This window comes from Streptomyces sp. NBC_00669 (assembly GCF_036226785.1).
GTDB lineage: Bacteria > Actinomycetota > Actinomycetes > Streptomycetales > Streptomycetaceae > Actinacidiphila.
Genome location: NZ_CP109018.1, coordinates 9455183 through 9472599, shown reverse-complemented (window position 1 = coordinate 9472599; position 17417 = coordinate 9455183). Strand labels below are relative to the sequence as shown.

13 protein-coding genes and 3 pseudogenes are annotated in these 17417 nt (G+C 70.7%); 10 read left to right on the top strand and 6 right to left on the bottom strand.

Annotated elements, in window-relative coordinates; all coding sequences use genetic code 11:
• Positions 1-776: 776 nt before the first annotated feature.
• Complete coding sequence (locus OG896_RS39775) at positions 777-1538, bottom strand: SDR family oxidoreductase (protein WP_329373394.1); 762 nt, start codon at positions 1536-1538, stop codon at positions 777-779.
• 192 nt (positions 1539-1730) lie between these two features.
• Here OG896_RS39775 and OG896_RS39770 point away from each other — a divergent pair, with 192 nt between their 5' ends.
• The gene (locus OG896_RS39770; RefSeq protein ID WP_329373392.1) at positions 1731-2723 is read left to right on the top strand and encodes a helix-turn-helix transcriptional regulator; all 993 of its coding nucleotides are present in this window, start codon (positions 1731-1733) and stop codon (positions 2721-2723) included.
• Positions 2724-2783: 60 nt separating this feature from the next.
• On the opposite strand, the gene fxsT is transcribed toward OG896_RS39770, so the two are convergent.
• Both fxsT and OG896_RS39760 read right to left on the bottom strand, forming a co-directional pair.
• Positions 2784-5216, bottom strand: a complete 2433-nt coding sequence (fxsT, locus tag OG896_RS39765; protein WP_329373390.1) for an FxSxx-COOH system tetratricopeptide repeat protein — start codon at positions 5214-5216, stop codon at positions 2784-2786.
• A gap of 163 nt (positions 5217-5379) precedes the next feature.
• Entirely contained in the window at positions 5380-6807 is a 1428-nt protein-coding gene (locus OG896_RS39760; RefSeq protein WP_329373388.1) for an aminotransferase-like domain-containing protein, read from the bottom strand.
• Between OG896_RS39760 and OG896_RS39755 the strand changes: the two are divergent.
• From OG896_RS39755 to OG896_RS39725, 7 genes and pseudogenes are all read left to right on the top strand, one after another.
• Positions 6806-7723, top strand: a pseudogene (locus tag OG896_RS39755) (DMT family transporter); the annotation flags it as partial. The gene OG896_RS39760 and the pseudogene OG896_RS39755 overlap by 2 nt on opposite strands.
• Positions 7724-8039: 316 nt before the next feature.
• The gene (locus OG896_RS39750; protein ID WP_329373384.1) at positions 8040-8657 is read left to right on the top strand and encodes a hypothetical protein; all 618 of its coding nucleotides are present in this window, start codon (positions 8040-8042) and stop codon (positions 8655-8657) included.
• Positions 8658-8766: 109 nt separating this feature from the next.
• Complete coding sequence (locus OG896_RS39745; protein ID WP_329364549.1) at positions 8767-9708, top strand: transposase family protein; 942 nt, start codon at positions 8767-8769, stop codon at positions 9706-9708.
• A gap of 109 nt (positions 9709-9817) precedes the next feature.
• Positions 9818-10759: a transposase family protein gene (locus OG896_RS39740; RefSeq protein WP_329364549.1), complete on the top strand. Its 942-nt coding sequence runs from the start codon at positions 9818-9820 to the stop codon at positions 10757-10759.
• 102 nt (positions 10760-10861) lie between these two features.
• Positions 10862-11632 carry a transposase gene (locus OG896_RS39735; protein WP_329373382.1) on the top strand — a complete coding sequence of 257 codons (771 nt, stop codon included), beginning with the start codon at positions 10862-10864 and terminating at the stop codon, positions 11630-11632.
• 106 nt (positions 11633-11738) lie between these two features.
• On the top strand, positions 11739-12680 hold the full coding sequence (locus tag OG896_RS39730) for a transposase family protein (RefSeq protein ID WP_329367936.1): 942 nt from the start codon (positions 11739-11741) through the stop codon (positions 12678-12680).
• 109 nt (positions 12681-12789) lie between these two features.
• Positions 12790-13731 (top strand): transposase family protein, encoded by a 942-nt coding sequence (locus OG896_RS39725; protein ID WP_329367936.1) that lies wholly within the window; start codon positions 12790-12792, stop codon positions 13729-13731.
• Between the two features lie 671 nt (positions 13732-14402).
• On the opposite strand, the gene OG896_RS39720 is transcribed toward OG896_RS39725, so the two are convergent.
• Entirely contained in the window at positions 14403-14657 is a 255-nt protein-coding gene (locus tag OG896_RS39720; protein ID WP_329373380.1) for a hypothetical protein, read from the bottom strand.
• Between the two features lie 245 nt (positions 14658-14902).
• Here OG896_RS39720 and OG896_RS39715 point away from each other — a divergent pair.
• Both OG896_RS39715 and OG896_RS39710 read left to right on the top strand, forming a co-directional pair.
• Positions 14903-15057: pseudogene (locus OG896_RS39715) on the top strand (helix-turn-helix domain-containing protein).
• A pseudogene (locus tag OG896_RS39710) lies at positions 15054-16260 on the top strand (tyrosine-type recombinase/integrase). The pseudogenes OG896_RS39715 and OG896_RS39710 overlap by 4 nt, the downstream one beginning before the upstream one ends.
• Positions 16261-16423: 163 nt before the next feature.
• Here OG896_RS39710 and OG896_RS39705 read toward each other — a convergent pair.
• Both OG896_RS39705 and OG896_RS39700 read right to left on the bottom strand, forming a co-directional pair.
• Positions 16424-16888 carry a DUF4304 domain-containing protein gene (locus tag OG896_RS39705; protein WP_329373378.1) on the bottom strand — a complete coding sequence of 155 codons (465 nt, stop codon included), beginning with the start codon at positions 16886-16888 and terminating at the stop codon, positions 16424-16426.
• Positions 16888-17244 (bottom strand): hypothetical protein, encoded by a 357-nt coding sequence (locus OG896_RS39700; RefSeq protein ID WP_329373376.1) that lies wholly within the window; start codon positions 17242-17244, stop codon positions 16888-16890. Before OG896_RS39700 ends, OG896_RS39705 begins: the two co-directional genes overlap by 1 nt.
• Positions 17245-17417 lie beyond the last annotated feature (173 nt).

Genomic DNA, 17417 nt, shown 5'->3' with positions numbered 1-17417 from the left:
CCCCGCCGGGAGGCCCGCCAACTCCTCGACGGCTCCGGCATCGCCTGGACCTCGCTCCGCAACGGCTCCACGCCCGCGGCCTCGCCTGGCTGCTCGGCCGCTGGCAGCAGAGCGGCACCATCACCGCCCCGGCCAAGGGGCCGGCCCCCTGGACCGACCGCGCCGACGCAGCCGAGGGGGCCGCGGCCCTACTCAGCGGGGAGCGGACGTTCGAGGAGCCGGTCACCCTCACCGCCCGCCGGGCCGTGACGTTCGACGCCGTCGGCGCCCTGGCTTCGAAGGCCGGCCGGCCGCGAGGTCAGGCGCGTCGTGCTCGACGACGAGCAGTGGGTCGCGGCCAAAGTCGCGGCCGGCGCGCCGGAGGCAATGGCCCGGATGACGCTCACCACCTTCCAGGCCGCCCCCGAAGGCCGCTTCGCCGGCACCGACCCGCTGCCCGCCGAACTCCTCGGCCGTGAACCGCGCAGCGTCGCCCACCAGTTCGCGCACCCCCCACCGCCTGACCGCAGCGCACCAGCCCCCGCCGGGTTCGCCCCATCGGCCCCGGCACGCGGCAACAAGGTCGAACCGCCGGGGGTCGGCGGACCGTGTCCGTGCCGAAGCGCGTCTCGTCGCCCGCGTGGAACCGCAGAATCGTCCGCCTGCTCCCCGGCCGGGCCGCAGCGCCGTACCGCCTGCGGAAACGGCGGCGGCCGGGTCGCGCCGTCCTGGCGCGACCCGGCCGTCCGTACGTACGGTCCCCGGGCTGTGGGGGTGTCAGCTCGTATCGGGGAGCGTCAGCTCTTGCGGCCGGGGAGCATGGCCAGCGCCTGGGAGCGCTGCGCGACGAGGTCGTCGTAGGTGCCCTCGCGCTCGGCCCAGCGGTGCATGAGGACCCGCTCGACGAGGACCTCGTCCGGGGTGGGGTCCTGCGCGAGCAGCCGCATGACCTCGGTGGCGAAGGCGTCGAGCGGCAGCGCGCTCGGGTTGACCTGCTCCTGTCCGGCCGTGGCGACGGCCGGGGGGACCAGCTCCACGACGCCGACGCCGGTGCCGTCGAGCTGGGCGCGCAGCGCCTCGGAGTAGGCGTGCACCGCGGCCTTCGAGGCCGCGTAGGTGGGCATGGGCGGGAACGGCAGGAAGGCGATGCCCGAGGTGACGGTGACGAAGGTGCCGGCACCGCGCCGGACCAGGTGCGGGGTGAAGGCGTCGATGACCCGGATGGTGCCGACCAGGTTGGTGTCGATGGTGGTCAGCGCCGCCTCGAAGTGGGCGGGGTCGCGTAGGTCCTCCAGGAGCATGACGCCCGACATCGTCACCACGGTGTCGAGGTCGGGGTACTTCGCGAGCACCGCGTCGCGGGCCCGTGCGACGGAGGCGCCGTCGGTGACATCGACGGCGAAGGTGCCGAAACCTTCGGCGGACAGTTCGGCGAGCGCCTGCTCGCTGCGGCCGCCGACGGCCACGGTGCTGCCTGCCGCGGCGAACCGCCGGGCCAGCTCCCGGCCGATGCCGGACGTTCCGCCGACGATGAGGACGGTGCGGTCGGACAGATCCATGAGGTGCTTCCTTCGGTTCGGAGCGCCGCCGGCGGTCGGACCCGCGGCGCCTGTTCTGCGATGGTCCCTGTCCCTCTCGAACAGCGATGCCGCAAGTCTTGACGGCATCCGCCGGGCGTGGCAGAGCCCCGATCTTCCAGGGTCCTGACAGGGCCCCCGCTGAGACGCGCGGACCGCATTACGGTGGTCGGTATGAACGACGAGGAATCCGGCAACCGGCTCGGCGGCTACCTGCGCGCCCGGCGCGAGCTGGTCTCCCCCGCGCAGGCGGGTCTCCCGCCCGGCGGCAACCGCCGCGTGCCCGGCCTGCGCCGCGAGGAGGTCGCCCTGCTCGCCGGGATCAGCGCCGACTACTACCTGCGCCTGGAGCGGGGCCGCGACAAGAACCCGTCCGTCCAGGTGCTCGAATCGCTCGCCCGCGTGCTGGGCCTCGACGACGTCGAGCGGACCTATCTGCTCGGTCTCGCGGCGGCCCGGCCCAGGGCGCCGCGCCGCAAGCGACCCGAGCAGGTGCCGGCACGGGTGCACCAGCTCCTCGCGCAGTTGCCGTTTCCCGCGTTCGTCGAAGGTCGCGCCTTCGACGTGCTGGCCTCCAACCCGATGGCCGTCGCGTTCTCCCCGCGGCTGCGGCCGGGCCACAACCGGCTGCGCTCCCTCTTCCTCGACCCCGAGGAGCAGGCCTTCCAGCAGGACTGGACGAAGGCCGCCGCCGGTTTCATCGCCGCCCTGCGCACCACCATCGGGGACGACACCGACAACCCCCGGTTCGTCGAGATCGTCGGCGAACTCGCCCTGGCCAGCCAGCGGTTCCGCACCCTGTGGGCCCGGCACGACGTCCGCAACCTCGACGGCGGCACCGCCACCGTCCACCACCCCGTCGTCGGTGAACTACGGCTCCACCGCGACAAGCTCCCCATCGAGGACGTCATCCTCGTCGTCTACTACCCCGACAAGGACAGCGACAGCGACGAGAAGCTCCGCCTCCTGGCCGCCCTCGCCCACCCCGAGACCACCGCGCACCCGGACACCGCCCACCCCGAGACCACCGCGCACCCGGACACCGCCCACCCCGAGACCTCCGCCCACCCCGACCACGCCACCGCCGCACCGCCCGGCCCCCCGCCGGACACCGCCCTGCGCCCGTCATCCCGGGGGCACCGGGCGGAGGGCCCCGGCCGGGCGTGACGGCCGGCCCGCTGTTCCCGGCTTCCCCGCACGCGCCCCCTGCGCGTCGCCGGACGATCGTCACCCGGCATCGGGAGTGTCCTCGTCTGTCCGAAGCATGCCCTGCCATCTGGCGAGGTTGTTCCGGGCCGTACGGGTGCTGGGGTGGTCGGGGCCGAGCACCCGCACTATGTCGTCCAACAGCTCGGCGAAAGCAGCCGCGGCACCCTCCGCATCCCCCGCCTCCCCCCGGAAGTAGGCGAGGTCGTTCCGCGCGATGAAGGTGTCCGGGTGGTCGGGGCCCAGCACGCGCACCGAATCCTCCAGCAGCTCGGCGAAAGCAGCCACAGCGCCCTCCGTGTCCCCCGCCTCCCCCCGCGACTTGGCGAGATTGTGCCGGATCGTGAGGGTGTTGGGGTGGTCCGGGCCCAGTACCCGCAGCGAATCGTCCAGCAGCTCGGCGAAAGCGGCCGCAGCGGCCGCCATGTCCCCCGCCTCCAGTTGCAAGTAGGCGAGATTGTGCCGAACGGCGAGGGTGTCGGCGTGGTGGTCGTGGCCCAGTACCCGCACCATGTCGTCCAACAGCTCGGCGAAGGCAGCGGTGGCACCCTCCACGTCCCCCGCCTCTTTTCGACGCGAGGCGAGATTGTGCCGAAAGATGAGGGTGCTCGGGTGGTCGGGGCCCAGTACCCGCAGCGAATCGTCCAGCAGCTCGGCGAAAGCGGCCGCGGCGGCCTCCACGTCCCCCGCCTCCCCGCGGAAGTGGGCGAGGTTGCTCCGGACGATGAGGGTGTCCGGGTGGTCGGGGCCCAGTATCCGCACCATGTCGTCCAGCAGCTCGGCGAAGGCCGCGGCAGCACCCTCCACGTCCCCCGCCCAGCCCTGCCACTCGGCGGAGTTGTTCCGGGCGCCGAGGGTGAAGTAGCTGTCGGGCCCCAGGTAGCGGGCGACGGTCTGCGCCAGCCGGCCGAAGTAGTCCCTGGCGGCTGTCGCCTGACCGACCCCGCCGAGGCTGCCACCGGCCTCGTACAGCACCTTGTGCGCTTCCGGCTGGTACAGGGCCTGCTCCGAGTGTCCGGCGAGGACGGCGGTGTTGGCGCGGAGCGCCTGGGCCAAGGCGGTGCCGTACTCGTTGTCCGGCCAGGCGGCGAGGAGGGCGTCGGCGGCGGCACGGGCGAGGTGGTCGTGCCGGCCGAGGGTGAGCGTGTCGCGGACGGCGCGCTGGACGAGCTGGTGCACGCGGACGGCCTGGTGGGGGGTGCCGGGGGTGTGGTCGATGAGGCTGAGGCGATGCAGGGCGCGGAGCGCGAGCGTCGCCTCCCTCGGTGTCACCGGGTCCGGTTCCCCGGCTGGGTCCTGCCCGGTGGGAGTGCGGTGCGCGGCGAGGTGGGTGCGCGCGGGTTCGCTGGTCAGGACGGTTTCGGGGATGCCGTTGGGATCGAGCAGGGCGGTGAGTCGGAGCATGGGGCGGGCCAGGCCGACCGGGCGGAGGGTGTCCGCGCGATCGACGGACAGGGACCAGGCGGCGGCCAGGGCCACCGGCTGGTCGTCGGGGAGCCGATCAGGGGCGGCGTCGGCGAGTGTGGTGGCGCGATCGGCCAACTGCTCGCGGTAGGCGGCGACATCGTCTCCGGAGTCGACGAGGTAGGCGGCTGCCTGGGACAGGGCCAGGGGCAGGTGCCCGAGATCGCGGGCCAGGGCGGCGAGGCGGTCCGCGGGCTCGGTGCGGTGGTGGGCGTGGAGGGACGCGGCGAGGTAGGTGACGGCCTCGTCCGGGGTGAACAGGCCGACCGGCACCAGGTGTCGGCCCGCTCCGGTCAGGGCGGCGTCGCGGCGGCGGGTGGTGACCAGGGTGTGGCCGTACGGGCTGTCGGGCGGCCACAGCCCGCGCAGGTCGTCGGGGTCGGCGACGTCGTCCAGGACGACCAGCCACCGGCACGGCCTGGCCGCGGCCTTGGGCGTCAGCCAGGCCAGGAAGGCCGCCGCTGCCTCGTCGGGGGCCTCGGGGTCGGCTCGGCACAGTTCGACGCCGGCCTGCGCATAGCTGCTCACCACCGGGGAGCGGTCGCTCGCGGTGACCCAGACCAGGACGTCCACGCTGCCGTCCTGCCAGGCGCGGCGGGCGTGGTCGGCGGCGATCTGGGTCTTGCCCACCCCGCCCATGCCGGTCAGGACCTGGCCGGGCACAGCCGTGGCGCCGCCGCCGGCCGTCATCCGCAGCAGGTCCGCTTCGGTGCGGCGCTGGAAGGGCCGCGCCCTGGGCGGGATCGTGCCGATCTGATGCGGCCAGGGAGCCGGTTCCCGCGGGCCGCGGTGCTGGTGGACCACGGTCATGTTCCCGCTGATCGCGGTCGCGCCGGGACCGGTCGCGGTCGCGTCCCCGGTACCGGATACCTCCTGCACCGGGGAGGCCGGCGCCGTACCGGAGGAACTGCCGGGGGCGGGGCCGCGGTAGCCGCTCACCGCGTTCCCGCCGTCCTCGGCGTGTGCGTCGCCGGTACCGGTCACGCGCACCGCGGCCCCCTGCGCGCGATCTCCGGGCCCATCCCGACCATCCCCTCGTCCCCCTCGCCCCACTCGCCCCACTCGTCCAACGGCCGTGCGGCATAACGACGTTACCCGGGAAGAGCCGACACGGCAGCCGCTCGCCCCGGGTCCCTCGGGCGGCAGCCCGCCTTCACAGTCCGGGAGCCGTCTCGGGGAGCGCGCGGGACAGCCGCTCGACTCCTTCCACGATCTCCTCGGGGCCCGCGGTGGCCGCGAAGGCGATCCGCAGGTGGGGCGCCGGGGCCTCTGCCGGGAAGTAGGGGCGGCCGGGGGAAATGGCCACGCCCGCGCGGAGGGCGGCGTGCGTCAGCGCGGTCTCGTCGGTGCCGTCGGGCAGCCGCAGCCACAGGTGGTAGCCGCCGAAGGGTACGGGTTTCGGGACCAGGCCGGGGAGTTCGCGCTCCAGGGCGGCGACCATGGCGACGCGCCGCTCGCGCAGACCGGAGGCGACCGCGCGCAGGTGGCGCGGCCAGGCCGGGGCGCCGACGAGTTCGAGAGCGGCCTCCTGGAGGGGGCGCGGCACGAAGAAGTTGTCGACGAAGTGGACGGCGCGCAGCCGCTCCAGCGCGGGGCCGCGGGCGATCATGGCTCCGACCCGCAGGTTGGGCGATGTCGGCTTGGTGAGGGACGTGATGTGCACGACGGTGCCGTGCCGGTCCTCGGAGATCAGCGGGGGTGGCAGCGGGTCGCCGTGCCCGAGGTGGCGGGCGAAGTCGTCCTCGATGACGAACGCGCCCGCGGCGTGCGCGATGTCGAGGACCACGCGGCGGCGCGCGTCGGCGAGGACTGCGCCGGTCGGGTTCTGGAAGAGCGGCTGGCACAGGAACACCCGGGCGCCGCTGGCGGAGAAGGCGTCGGCGAGCAGGTCGGGGCGTACCCCGTCCGCGTCGATCGGTACCGGTACGAGTCGCAGGCCGGCGGCGCGGGCGACGGCCAGCACCCCCGGGTAGGTGGGCGATTCGACGAGAACCGGTGCTCCCGGGGGTGCCAGGGCTCGCAGCGAGGCGGTGAGGGCCGCCTGCCCGCCCGCGGTGACCAGCACCTGGGCGGGTCCGACGCCGGCGCCTCGGCCGAACCAGGTGCGCAGCGCCGTCAGCCCGTCCACGGGCGGCCGTTCCCAGGCGCCGGCCCGGCGGGCGGCCCTGGCCAACGCGGTGCCGAGCTCCCGCTCGGGCGCGAGAGTCGGGTGCAGGTAGCCCTCGTTGAAGGGGATCACGTCCTGTGCGTGCGTGGCGAAGTTGGCCAGCACCCCGGAGGCGTCGACCACGCGCGGCGGGCCGTCCGGGTCCTGCGTGGCCAACGCCACCTGCTGCCAGGAGGTGTCGATGCTGTCGATGCGCGCCGCGTGGTTCGGCGCGCGGTAGGTACCGGCGCCGGGGCGGAGGATGACCAGGCCCTCGGCCGCGAGGGTCGACAGCGCGCGGGAGACGGTGACCGGGCTGACCCGGAACCGCTGCACCAGTGTCCGGCTCGACGGCAGTTTCTCGCCCGGGGAGAAGCGGTTCAGCTCCGCCCGAAGTGATTCGGCGACGGCGGTCGCACTGCTATCGTCGTTCATGAGAGATAAGAATAGCGCTACCATAGCGGCCGCGGTACCGGTTGCCGGTGCCGTGCCAGGCGATTCGACCCCGCGCGGCACCCTGCTCGCCTGCCTCGGGGTCGCCGTCTTCTCGCTCACCTTTCCCGCCACGCACTGGGCGTTGAGCGGCCTCGGGCCCTGGAGCACGGTGAGCCTGCGTGCGGTGCTGGCGGCCGCGGTGGCCGGAGCGTTCCTCTTCCTGGGCCGCGTCCCGCTGCCGGACCGGGAGCACTGGCCGGGACTGGCCGTGGTCGCCCTCGGGGTGGTCCTCGGCTACCCGTTGCTGACCACGCTCGCCCTCGGCACCACCGACACCTCGCACGCGGCCGTCGTGGTGGGCGCGCTCCCGCTGTGCACCGCGGTCTTCGGCGCCCTGCGCACCGGCGTACGGCCGTCCCTCACGTTCTGGGTCGCGGCCGTCGCCGGCGGAGCCGTCGTGGTGGGCTTCGCCCTGGGGACGGGCGGCGGGGCGCTCACCGCGGGGGACGGCTACCTCTTCGCCGCACTGCTGGTGTGCGCGGCGGGCTACGTGGAGGGCGGTCGGCTGGCCGCGGTGATGCCCGGCTGGCAGGTGGCCGGCTGGTCGCTGGTCGGCGTACTGCCCCTGACGGTTCCGGGCGCGGCGGTTGCTCTTGCCTGTGAACCGGTGCGGCTGACCGGCGAGTCGGTGGGCGGGCTGGTGTGGCTCGCGGTGGTGGCGCAGTTTCTCGGTCTGCTGGTCTGGTACCGGGGGCTGGCTGCGATCGGGGTGGCCCGGGCCAGCCAACTCCAGCTCGCGCAGCCGGTGTTGACCCTCGTCTGGTCGGCGCTGCTGCTCGGCGAGCACCTGGGGGCCACGACCCTGCCCACGGCCCTGGCGGTGCTGGTCTGCGTGGCGGCGACCCAGCGGGCGCGGACGAGGACGGCACCCGCGGACAGCCCCCACCTTCCCGCCCGGTTCGACGAGGAGCCCGCGCGGGTCGGGTCCGATGATGCGGGTGTCGGCGGTGCCGGTGCCGATGCCGGTGCCGGTGCCGATGCCGGTGCCGGTGCCGGTGCCGGTGCCGGTGCCGGTGCCGGTGCCGGTGCCGGGGACCGCCCCGGCCTCGATACCCGGCTGGACCCCGACCGCTGATCCCGAAGCGAGCGCTTTGACCACGCCGAGCCCCCACGTGATGCGCCCGGTGCGGCGGCCCCGGCCGCCCATAGCCCCGGCGGGCTCCCGGAGCGGCATGAGCGCCGCACAGGCCGCCGGAGACGGCGTGCTCTCCGGGAACGTGGCGGGCTCGCTGGCCTGCCAGTGGAGCAACACCGGCCGAACAGCGGACGCCGTGGGACTGGCCCGCGCCGCGCTGAAAGACGCGGGTCCGCACGCCCCGGCGAAGGCTCGCGCACTGTACCTGGACCGTGTCGCCTGGGCGCATACCCGGGCCGGGCAGGACCGCCCGGCGATGACTGCGCTCTGGGAAGCGGCCGAGGCTTTGTCCGAGGACTCGGTCGGCACCGAATCGCCGTCGTACCTGTACTGGATGAACACCGGGGAATTGCAGGTCATGGAGGCCCGCGTCTACACCGAACTACGGCGCCCGCTGCGCGCCGTGCCGCTGCTGACGGACGTGCTCGCACGTTACGACGCCAGTCACGCCCGGGAGTTGGCGCTGTACCTTTCCTGGCTGGCGGTGGCCTACACCGACGCCAACGAGCCCGAGGCCGCAGCGAGAACAGCGGGTCGGATGCTCGCCCTCGGGCAAAGCGGCAGCAAACGCACGGCGGAACGCACAAGGATCGTGCTCGATCGGCTGCGGGCCTATCGCGACGTGCCCGAAGTCGCCGAACTGCTGGTGTCCTGAGCGCCCTCGGAGCTGGCCGTCCGCCGGCCGGATCAGCCTCCGGCAGAACCGGGGCCTAACGAGCTCGTGCATGGTTGGCGGTAGCGCGTCGAGACCTTGATCGTTGATCATGATCCGTGTGGTGGGGAGCCGGACACGTGCAGCAATCATCCGTAGCCAGCGGATCACCGGGCTGGCGCCCGACGTGATCGCAGAACTCGTCGCAGAGATCGGTCCGTTGTGGCACGAGCGGCACCAGGCCGTGCTGACGTCCCGCCCTCGCCGCCGGGCCGTCGGTGCCGGGGCCAAGTACAAGCTGGTCTTCGTCGACCGCCTGTTGGCCACGCTCGTGCATCTCCGCCATGCAACGACGCACGACGTGCTGGCCTGCTGGTTCGGCGTGGACCGCTCCACCATTACGCGTGCGATCGGTGAAGTGCGGCCACTGCTCGCCGAGCGGGGCTGCACCGTCGCGCCTGACATCCGACTGTGCACACTCGCCGAGGTCATCGACCATCTCGGCGCGAGCGGGCAAACCGGAATCATCGACGGCACCGAGGTCCGGGTGCGTCGCCCGGCTGTCGGACGCAAGGACCGGGAGAAGTTCATCTCCGGGAAGAACAAGCAGAACGCCGTCAAGTCCATGGTCGTCACGGACGCCGAGGGGCGGCTGCTGTTCTGCAGTCCGGCCGAGCCTGCGAGCTGCGCGGACATCACGCACGCCCGGAAGCTGGGCCTGGTCAAGCTCCTGGCCGACGGTCCGGCCGTAGAGATCCTCGCCGATGCCGGCTACCAGGGCCTGGGCGCCCAGACCGGCGGCCGCGTGGTGACGCCACCGCACCGCAAGTTCAAGAAGAACCCGCCCGAGTGGTACGAGGAGATGCACGAGCGCCAGCGCAAGGCCCACTCCTCACGCCGCATCCGGGTCGAGCACGGCATCGGCCATCTGAAGAACTGGCGATCTCTCGCCCGCCACCACGGCCGTCGCGAGCACATGAGTGACATCATCCAAGCTGTCGCCGGACTGCTCTCGCACCAGCAGGCGGCCACGGCAAGCGGTACACGAACGTGAACACGGCGGACAGTCCGCGGCCTTCGACGCGCTACCGCCAACCATGCACGAGCTCGTAACGAGCTCGTGCATGGTTGGCGGTAGCGCGTCGAGACCTTGATCGTTGATCATGATCCGTGTGGTGGGGAGCCGGACACGTGCAGCAATCATCCGTAGCCAGCGGATCACCGGGCTGGCGCCCGACGTGATCGCAGAACTCGTCGCAGAGATCGGTCCGTTGTGGCACGAGCGGCACCAGGCCGTGCTGACGTCCCGCCCTCGCCGCCGGGCCGTCGGTGCCGGGGCCAAGTACAAGCTGGTCTTCGTCGACCGCCTGTTGGCCACGCTCGTGCATCTCCGCCATGCAACGACGCACGACGTGCTGGCCTGCTGGTTCGGCGTGGACCGCTCCACCATTACGCGTGCGATCGGTGAAGTGCGGCCACTGCTCGCCGAGCGGGGCTGCACCGTCGCGCCTGACATCCGACTGTGCACACTCGCCGAGGTCATCGACCATCTCGGCGCGAGCGGGCAAACCGGAATCATCGACGGCACCGAGGTCCGGGTGCGTCGCCCGGCTGTCGGACGCAAGGACCGGGAGAAGTTCATCTCCGGGAAGAACAAGCAGAACGCCGTCAAGTCCATGGTCGTCACGGACGCCGAGGGGCGGCTGCTGTTCTGCAGTCCGGCCGAGCCTGCGAGCTGCGCGGACATCACGCACGCCCGGAAGCTGGGCCTGGTCAAGCTCCTGGCCGACGGTCCGGCCGTAGAGATCCTCGCCGATGCCGGCTACCAGGGCCTGGGCGCCCAGACCGGCGGCCGCGTGGTGACGCCACCGCACCGCAAGTTCAAGAAGAACCCGCCCGAGTGGTACGAGGAGATGCACGAGCGCCAGCGCAAGGCCCACTCCTCACGCCGCATCCGGGTCGAGCACGGCATCGGCCATCTGAAGAACTGGCGATCTCTCGCCCGCCACCACGGCCGTCGCGAGCACATGAGTGACATCATCCAAGCTGTCGCCGGACTGCTCTCGCACCAGCAGGCGGCCACGGCAAGCGGTACACGAACGTGAACACGGCGGACAGTCCGCGGCCTTCGACGCGCTACCGCCAACCATGCACGAGCTCGTAAGCGTTGTCCCGTAACTGCTGGCCACCGGTGAGATGATCATGCTGTGTCTGGTGTGATCACGGCGTCGGAGCCCTCCTGGATAGCCCCGTTCAGTGGGTTGAGCCCGCGGCAGTTCAGCAAGCTGATCACTGCACTGCGGCGGGAGGGTGCAGACCCGGTGCGCAAGGGCCGGCCCTGGAGCCTGCCGCTGGAGGACCGGGTCCTGCTGGTCGCCGCGTACTGGCGCACCAACCTCACCCTGCGCCAACTCGCCCCGCTGTTCGGGGTGTCGAAGTCCGCCGCGGACCGGATCGTCGACCACCTCGGACCGGCGCTCGCGCTTGAGCCCCGCAAGCGGTTCCGCAAGGACACTGTGCTGATCGTGGACGGCACGCTGGTCCCCACCCGCGACCACAGCGTCGCCGCGCAGTCCAAGAACTACCGCTACTCCACCAATCACCAGGTGGTCATCGACGCCGACACCCGGCTTGTCGTGGCAGTCGGCCGGCCGTTGCCCGGCAACCGCAACGACTGCAAAGCATGGGAGGAGTCCGGCGCCAGGGCCGCGGTGGGCCGCGCCACGGTCATCGCCGACGGCGGCTACCAGGGGACCGGCCTGATCATCCCGCACCGACGAAAAGCCGGCCAGAGCGAACTTCCCGCCTGGAAAGAGGAACACAACACCTCCCACCGCAAAGTCCGCGCCCGCGTCGAACACGCCTTCGCCCGCATGAAGACCTGGAAGATCCTCCGCGACTGCCGCCTCAAAGGCGACGGCGTCCACCACGCCATCCTCGGCATCGCCCGCCTTCACAACCTCACCCTGGCCGGGTGACGTAGGAGTAGGCAGGTCAGCAAGCGCACCGTAGATCATTTACGGGACAACGCTTACGAGCTCGTGCATGGTTGGCGGTAGCGCGTCGAGACCTTGATCGTTGATCATGATCCGTGTGGTGGGGAGCCGGACACGTGCAGCAATCATCCGTAGCCAGCGGATCACCGGGCTGGCGCCCGACGTGATCGCAGAACTCGTCGCAGAGATCGGTCCGTTGTGGCACGAGCGGCACCAGGCCGTGCTGACGTCCCGCCCTCGCCGCCGGGCCGTCGGTGCCGGGGCCAAGTACAAGCTGGTCTTCGTCGACCGCCTGTTGGCCACGCTCGTGCATCTCCGCCATGCAACGACGCACGACGTGCTGGCCTGCTGGTTCGGCGTGGACCGCTCCACCATTACGCGTGCGATCGGTGAAGTGCGGCCACTGCTCGCCGAGCGGGGCTGCACCGTCGCGCCTGACATCCGACTGTGCACACTCGCCGAGGTCATCGACCATCTCGGCGCGAGCGGGCAAACCGGAATCATCGACGGCACCGAGGTCCGGGTGCGTCGCCCGGCTGTCGGACGCAAGGACCGGGAGAAGTTCATCTCCGGGAAGAACAAGCAGAACGCCGTCAAGTCCATGGTCGTCACGGACGCCGAGGGGCGGCTGCTGTTCTGCAGTCCGGCCGAGCCTGCGAGCTGCGCGGACATCACGCACGCCCGGAAGCTGGGCCTGGTCAAGCTCCTGGCCGACGGTCCGGCCGTAGAGATCCTCGCCGATGCCGGCTACCAGGGCCTGGGCGCCCAGACCGGCGGCCGCGTGGTGACGCCACCGCACCGCAAGTTCAAGAAGAACCCGCCCGAGTGGTACGAGGAGATGCACGAGCGCCAGCGCAAGGCCCACTCCTCACGCCGCATCCGGGTCGAGCACGGCATCGGCCATCTGAAGAACTGGCGATCTCTCGCCCGCCACCACGGCCGTCGCGAGCACATGAGTGACATCATCCAAGCTGTCGCCGGACTGCTCTCGCACCAGCAGGCGGCCACGTCAAGCGGTACACGAACGTGAACACGGCGGACCGTCCGCGGCCTTCGACGCGCTACCGCCAACCATGCACGAGCTCGTTACGAGCTCGTGCATGGTTGGCAGTAGCGCGTCGAGACCTTGATCGTTGATCATGATCCGTGTGGTGGGGAGCCGGACACGTGCAGCAATCATCCGTAGCCAGCGGATCACCGGGCTGGCGCCCGACGTGATCGCAGAACTCGTCGCAGAGATCGGTCCGTTGTGGCACGAGCGGCACCAGGCCGTGCTGACGTCCCGCCCTCGCCGCCGGGCCGTCGGTGCCGGGGCCAAGTACAAGCTGGTCTTCGTCGACCGCCTGTTGGCCACGCTCGTGCATCTCCGCCATGCAACGACGCACGACGTGCTGGCCTGCTGGTTCGGCGTGGACCGCTCCACCATTACGCGTGCGATCGGTGAAGTGCGGCCACTGCTCGCCGAGCGGGGCTGCACCGTCGCGCCTGACATCCGACTGTGCACACTCGCCGAGGTCATCGACCATCTCGGCGCGAGCGGGCAAACCGGAATCATCGACGGCACCGAGGTCCGGGTGCGTCGCCCGGCTGTCGGACGCAAGGACCGGGAGAAGTTCATCTCCGGGAAGAACAAGCAGAACGCCGTCAAGTCCATGGTCGTCACGGACGCCGAGGGGCGGCTGCTGTTCTGCAGTCCGGCCGAGCCTGCGAGCTGCGCGGACATCACGCACGCCCGGAAGCTGGGCCTGGTCAAGCTCCTGGCCGACGGTCCGGCCGTAGAGATCCTCGCCGATGCCGGCTACCAGGGCCTGGGCGCCCAGACCGGCGGCCGCGTGGTGACGCCACCGCACCGCAAGTTCAAGAAGAACCCGCCCGAGTGGTACGAGGAGATGCACGAGCGCCAGCGCAAGGCCCACTCCTCACGCCGCATCCGGGTCGAGCACGGCATCGGCCATCTGAAGAACTGGCGGTCTCTCGCCCGCCACCACGGCCGTCGCGAGCACATGAGTGACATCATCCAAGCTGTCGCCGGACTGCTCTCGCACCAGCAGGCGGCCACGTCAAGCGGTACACGAACGTGAACACGGCGGACCGTCCGCGGCCTTCGACGCGCTACCGCCAACCATGCACGAGCTCGTTAGGCCGTGTTTTGGAAGTAGCGCCGTCCGCCCTTTGGGCGGGGCCCGTGGCGTCTGGTGCGTGCGATCGCAAGGCGGAGGGTTGTCCTCGTAGTGGGCCTACTCGGACAAGCCCGACAACGCAGCGAGCGTGCGTATCAGGCGCCACGGGGCAGGCGGGACTTCCAAAACACGGCCTAAGCGGGTGGGGTCCCTCGTCGGTCGGGCAGCTTCGCCGGACCAGGGTTCTCCGGGGGCCGCCAAGACTCACCTCGTGACGCGTGTGCTCGGCCTGGGCGGGCCCCCGGGGGTTCCTGGTACGCCTCCGAGGACCCGGCGGCGAGGGAGGCCCCCACCCGCGACCCCGCGTCCCACACCACGACGAAGCCGCACCCGACGCACGGCCCTCTGCCCGTCAGAGGGAGGGCCGGGGTCTGGGGCGGAGCCCCGTAAAGGGGTTTGCTGTGTGGACTGTTGCGCGCCCGGTCCGGCGGGGTCGTCGGCGAGCGGGGCGGAGACAGGAGCGGGCGGCGGCCCCGAGGAGCCGAAGCGCGCGGGCCGAGACAGCGGGCCGCCTTGATCAAGTAAAGAAGCTCCGAACAGCTCACCGTCTGGTCGATCTGTCAGCCTGGTTGTCAGGGGCCCTGCTGGCGGCGCTTCTTCGCGTCGGCGAGTCTGTCGTTGAGTTCCTTGCGGGCGGCTGCGGGATCTTCGTGGAGCGGTGGCGCGAGTTGGCCACGGCGGCCCAGTTCGCAGGCTATCTTCCGGCCTTTCTCGACCGCTGCTTGGTACGCCGTGCGGGCCTGGTTGAGCTCGTCATGGATTTGGTCGGCAAGCGCTTTGAGCTCGGCGTCGGAGAGATGCGCGAATTCGCTGGCGGTCCTGGCCAAGTACGCCACCAAGTCCGCCGATGCCTCCGGCGCCCTCGACTGAGCCCTGTTCTGCCGCCCCTACCAGGGACACGGAGCCACCCTCCTGCCCCACGGAACCCCGCTCCCCTGCACGGCGTGCGACGGCCGCCGGGAACTAGAACGCCGGTTCACCGCCGAAGGGGGCTGCGGATAACGCGCAGGAACCCGCCCCGACCCGTCTGAGGCAGAGTGCCTCGGAGGAACTGCTGACCGTGCCCCAGGCCATGGCCCGACTCCAGCTCGGCCGCTCCGCCGTCTACGACTGCTCCGCTCCGGCCAACTCGCCTCGATCACCCTCGGCCGCGCCCGCCGCATACCCGCCCACGCGCGGGCCGACTTCATCCACACCCGCCTAGAACAGGAACCCGCCGCCGGATGACCACACCCCGCGACACCCCCACCTCCCGCCGTGTACGCGCCAACGGCGACGGGACCGTCTACCAGCGCAAGGACAGCCGCTGGGAAGCCGCCGGATATGTCCGCACCCCCGGCAACACCCGCAAGGAAGCCCCGGCCAAGCTCACCGGGAAGATCGTCGCCTGCAACTGGGGCCTTCCCGTCCCCTCTGCGCAACCAGCGTGGCCATGTACCTGACGTACTGGCTGGAGAACATCGCCTCCACCACCTGCGCGAGAACACCCACACCCGCTACACCGCCTGTGTCCACCGGTACCTCATCCCCGGCCTGGGCAAGAAGAAGCTCACCAAGCTCACCGCCAAGGACGTACGCACCTGGCTCAACCAGTTCCGCACCACTTGCCAGTGCTGCACGCGCGGCATCGACGCCCGGCGCGACCAGCCCCTCTGCTGCGCCGCCGGTCAGTGCTGCCACAAGCTGCTCTCCCCGCTGACGCTGACCTACATCCGCTCCGTGCTCAAGTCCGCCCTGGAGCACGCCGTGCGCGAGGAGGAGATCCCGCGCAACGTGACCCGTAACGTCCGTACCGGCACCCCACGGCCGCGGCGCTTCGAACCCCTCACCGCCGACGAAGCCCGCCCGCTCCTCACCACCACACACGGTCACCGATTGCACGCGCTGTTCGAACTCGCCCTCCACACCGGACTCCGCAAGGGCGAACTCCTCGGCCTGCGCTGGGGAGACCTCGACCCCGGCGCAGGCACCGCCGCCATCCGCCGAACCTTGCAGCGCACCAGCACCGGCGGACTCACCACGCTGCCCACCAAGACACGGGCCTCCGAGCGCCGCATCGCCCTCCCCACCCGCTGCGTCCAGTCCCTGAAGCACCAAGAGCAGCAGCGCGAGCGGGAGGCCGCAGACCTGGCATGGCAGCACAGCGGGCATGTGTTCACCACTGCGCAGGGCGATGCGATCGACCCGACCAACCTCACCCGCACGTTCCTTGCCCTCCTCCAAGGTGCTGGCCTCCGCCGCATCCGCTTTCACGACCTCCGCCACTCGACCGCGACGCTGCTCCTAGAGCAGGCAGTCGAACTCGTCGTGATCAAGGAACTCCTCGGCCACGCCCACATCGGCGTCACCGCCACCGTCTACGCCCACGTCCGACTCCGCCTCCAACGCGAAGCCATGACCGCACTCGGCAACGACCTCAGCCACCCCTGACTCCGCGCACGGGCGCACGGCAACGGCGGCGAACACCCCTGGTGTTCGCCGCCGTTGCCGTCAACTACTGCCGTCAGCGCGGAGCGATCCCGATGAAACCAGCACCCCGAGAAGCCAGAATTCGCCGAAGCGAATCCTTCAGATCGGAATCAAGGACGTTGCGTCACTCCTCTTCGAGCAAATCGCCCCTGATTTCATGATGAATGAACACCTGATCGCTAACGCTCGTGCGCAGTAGCGACTTCAAACCCTGAATATTCTCAATCGGATTGACTGCCCGCGCCAGTGGAGTTGCAATCTTCTCGACGAGTCCCACTCGAAAGCCATCCTCTCCACTCGCCTCTGCCGCTTCTCCGGATAGGAGGTCGAGATCTTCGCGAGAAATAGACGCGATTGCGTCCGCCCTGAACCTGACGAGGCATTTCGACTCTGGGAGCCATCCCGCCTTGACCTTGACCGCTGGGGCGAATCCGACATTCACGTAGAACGACTCGTCCCAGCGGGACTCCTGAACGCCAACTACGCAGTAGAGATCGCCCGACACTCTGTACCAATTTGCTGACTTCTTTCGAAATCCCAGCGGCTTGAAGACCTCATTGAGAGCCTCCAGGAGAATCGAGTTAACCATCAGCCGAACCTCTTATACGTATCGAGATGGCCAGTCCAACTCTGACCGGTCATATCCTCCAACTCGGCGACGTACTTCTGCAACTGTCGCCGCCCCGTCGCCTGGCTGCTCTTCGCGTCCGACTTCAACTCACGCACGACTCGGTTCTTCCAGTCGACCGCATCAGGCCGGAGCCCGCTCGGAAGCGTGACCTCGAAGTCGTACCCAGCCCCCAGAGCATTCCTGTAGTTCAAGTGTGTCTGGCGCCCACGGGCCGCGTCCGAATTCTCTCCAGATGTGAACTGCCCCTTCTCGTTGCGGGCGACACCGCATCCGTTGGTGTTGTGAACGAGTACCGGCGTGGCCCCCGCCAGCACATAGTACGTGTGCTACGCGGACCCGTATGCGACAACGCCGCAGTGGGCGCCCTTCAAGACCACTCCGCGCTTCGGGGCCGGGCTGGCACCCATGTGCACACTGGGCGCCAACCCTTCAGCCCGACCCGGGACCACTCTTGCACTCGATCGAAGATCGGAGAATCCAGCAAAAA

Excerpts from the sequence above, each read along its gene's own strand:
- OG896_RS39740 (WP_329364549.1), top strand. The coding sequence starts at position 9,818 with ATGATCCGTGTGGTGGGGAGCCGGACACGTGCAGCAATCATCCGTAGC.
- OG896_RS39745 (WP_329364549.1), top strand. The coding sequence starts at position 8,767 with ATGATCCGTGTGGTGGGGAGCCGGACACGTGCAGCAATCATCCGTAGC.
- OG896_RS39770 (WP_329373392.1), top strand. The coding sequence starts at position 1,731 with ATGAACGACGAGGAATCCGGCAACCGGCTCGGCGGCTACCTGCGCGCC.
- OG896_RS39760 (WP_329373388.1), bottom strand. The coding sequence starts at position 6,807 with ATGAACGACGATAGCAGTGCGACCGCCGTCGCCGAATCACTTCGGGCG.
- OG896_RS39725 (WP_329367936.1), top strand. The coding sequence starts at position 12,790 with ATGATCCGTGTGGTGGGGAGCCGGACACGTGCAGCAATCATCCGTAGC.
- OG896_RS39730 (WP_329367936.1), top strand. The coding sequence starts at position 11,739 with ATGATCCGTGTGGTGGGGAGCCGGACACGTGCAGCAATCATCCGTAGC.
- OG896_RS39750 (WP_329373384.1), top strand. The coding sequence starts at position 8,040 with ATGAGCGCCGCACAGGCCGCCGGAGACGGCGTGCTCTCCGGGAACGTG.
- OG896_RS39705 (WP_329373378.1), bottom strand. The coding sequence starts at position 16,888 with ATGGTTAACTCGATTCTCCTGGAGGCTCTCAATGAGGTCTTCAAGCCG.
- OG896_RS39775 (WP_329373394.1), bottom strand. The coding sequence starts at position 1,538 with ATGGATCTGTCCGACCGCACCGTCCTCATCGTCGGCGGAACGTCCGGC.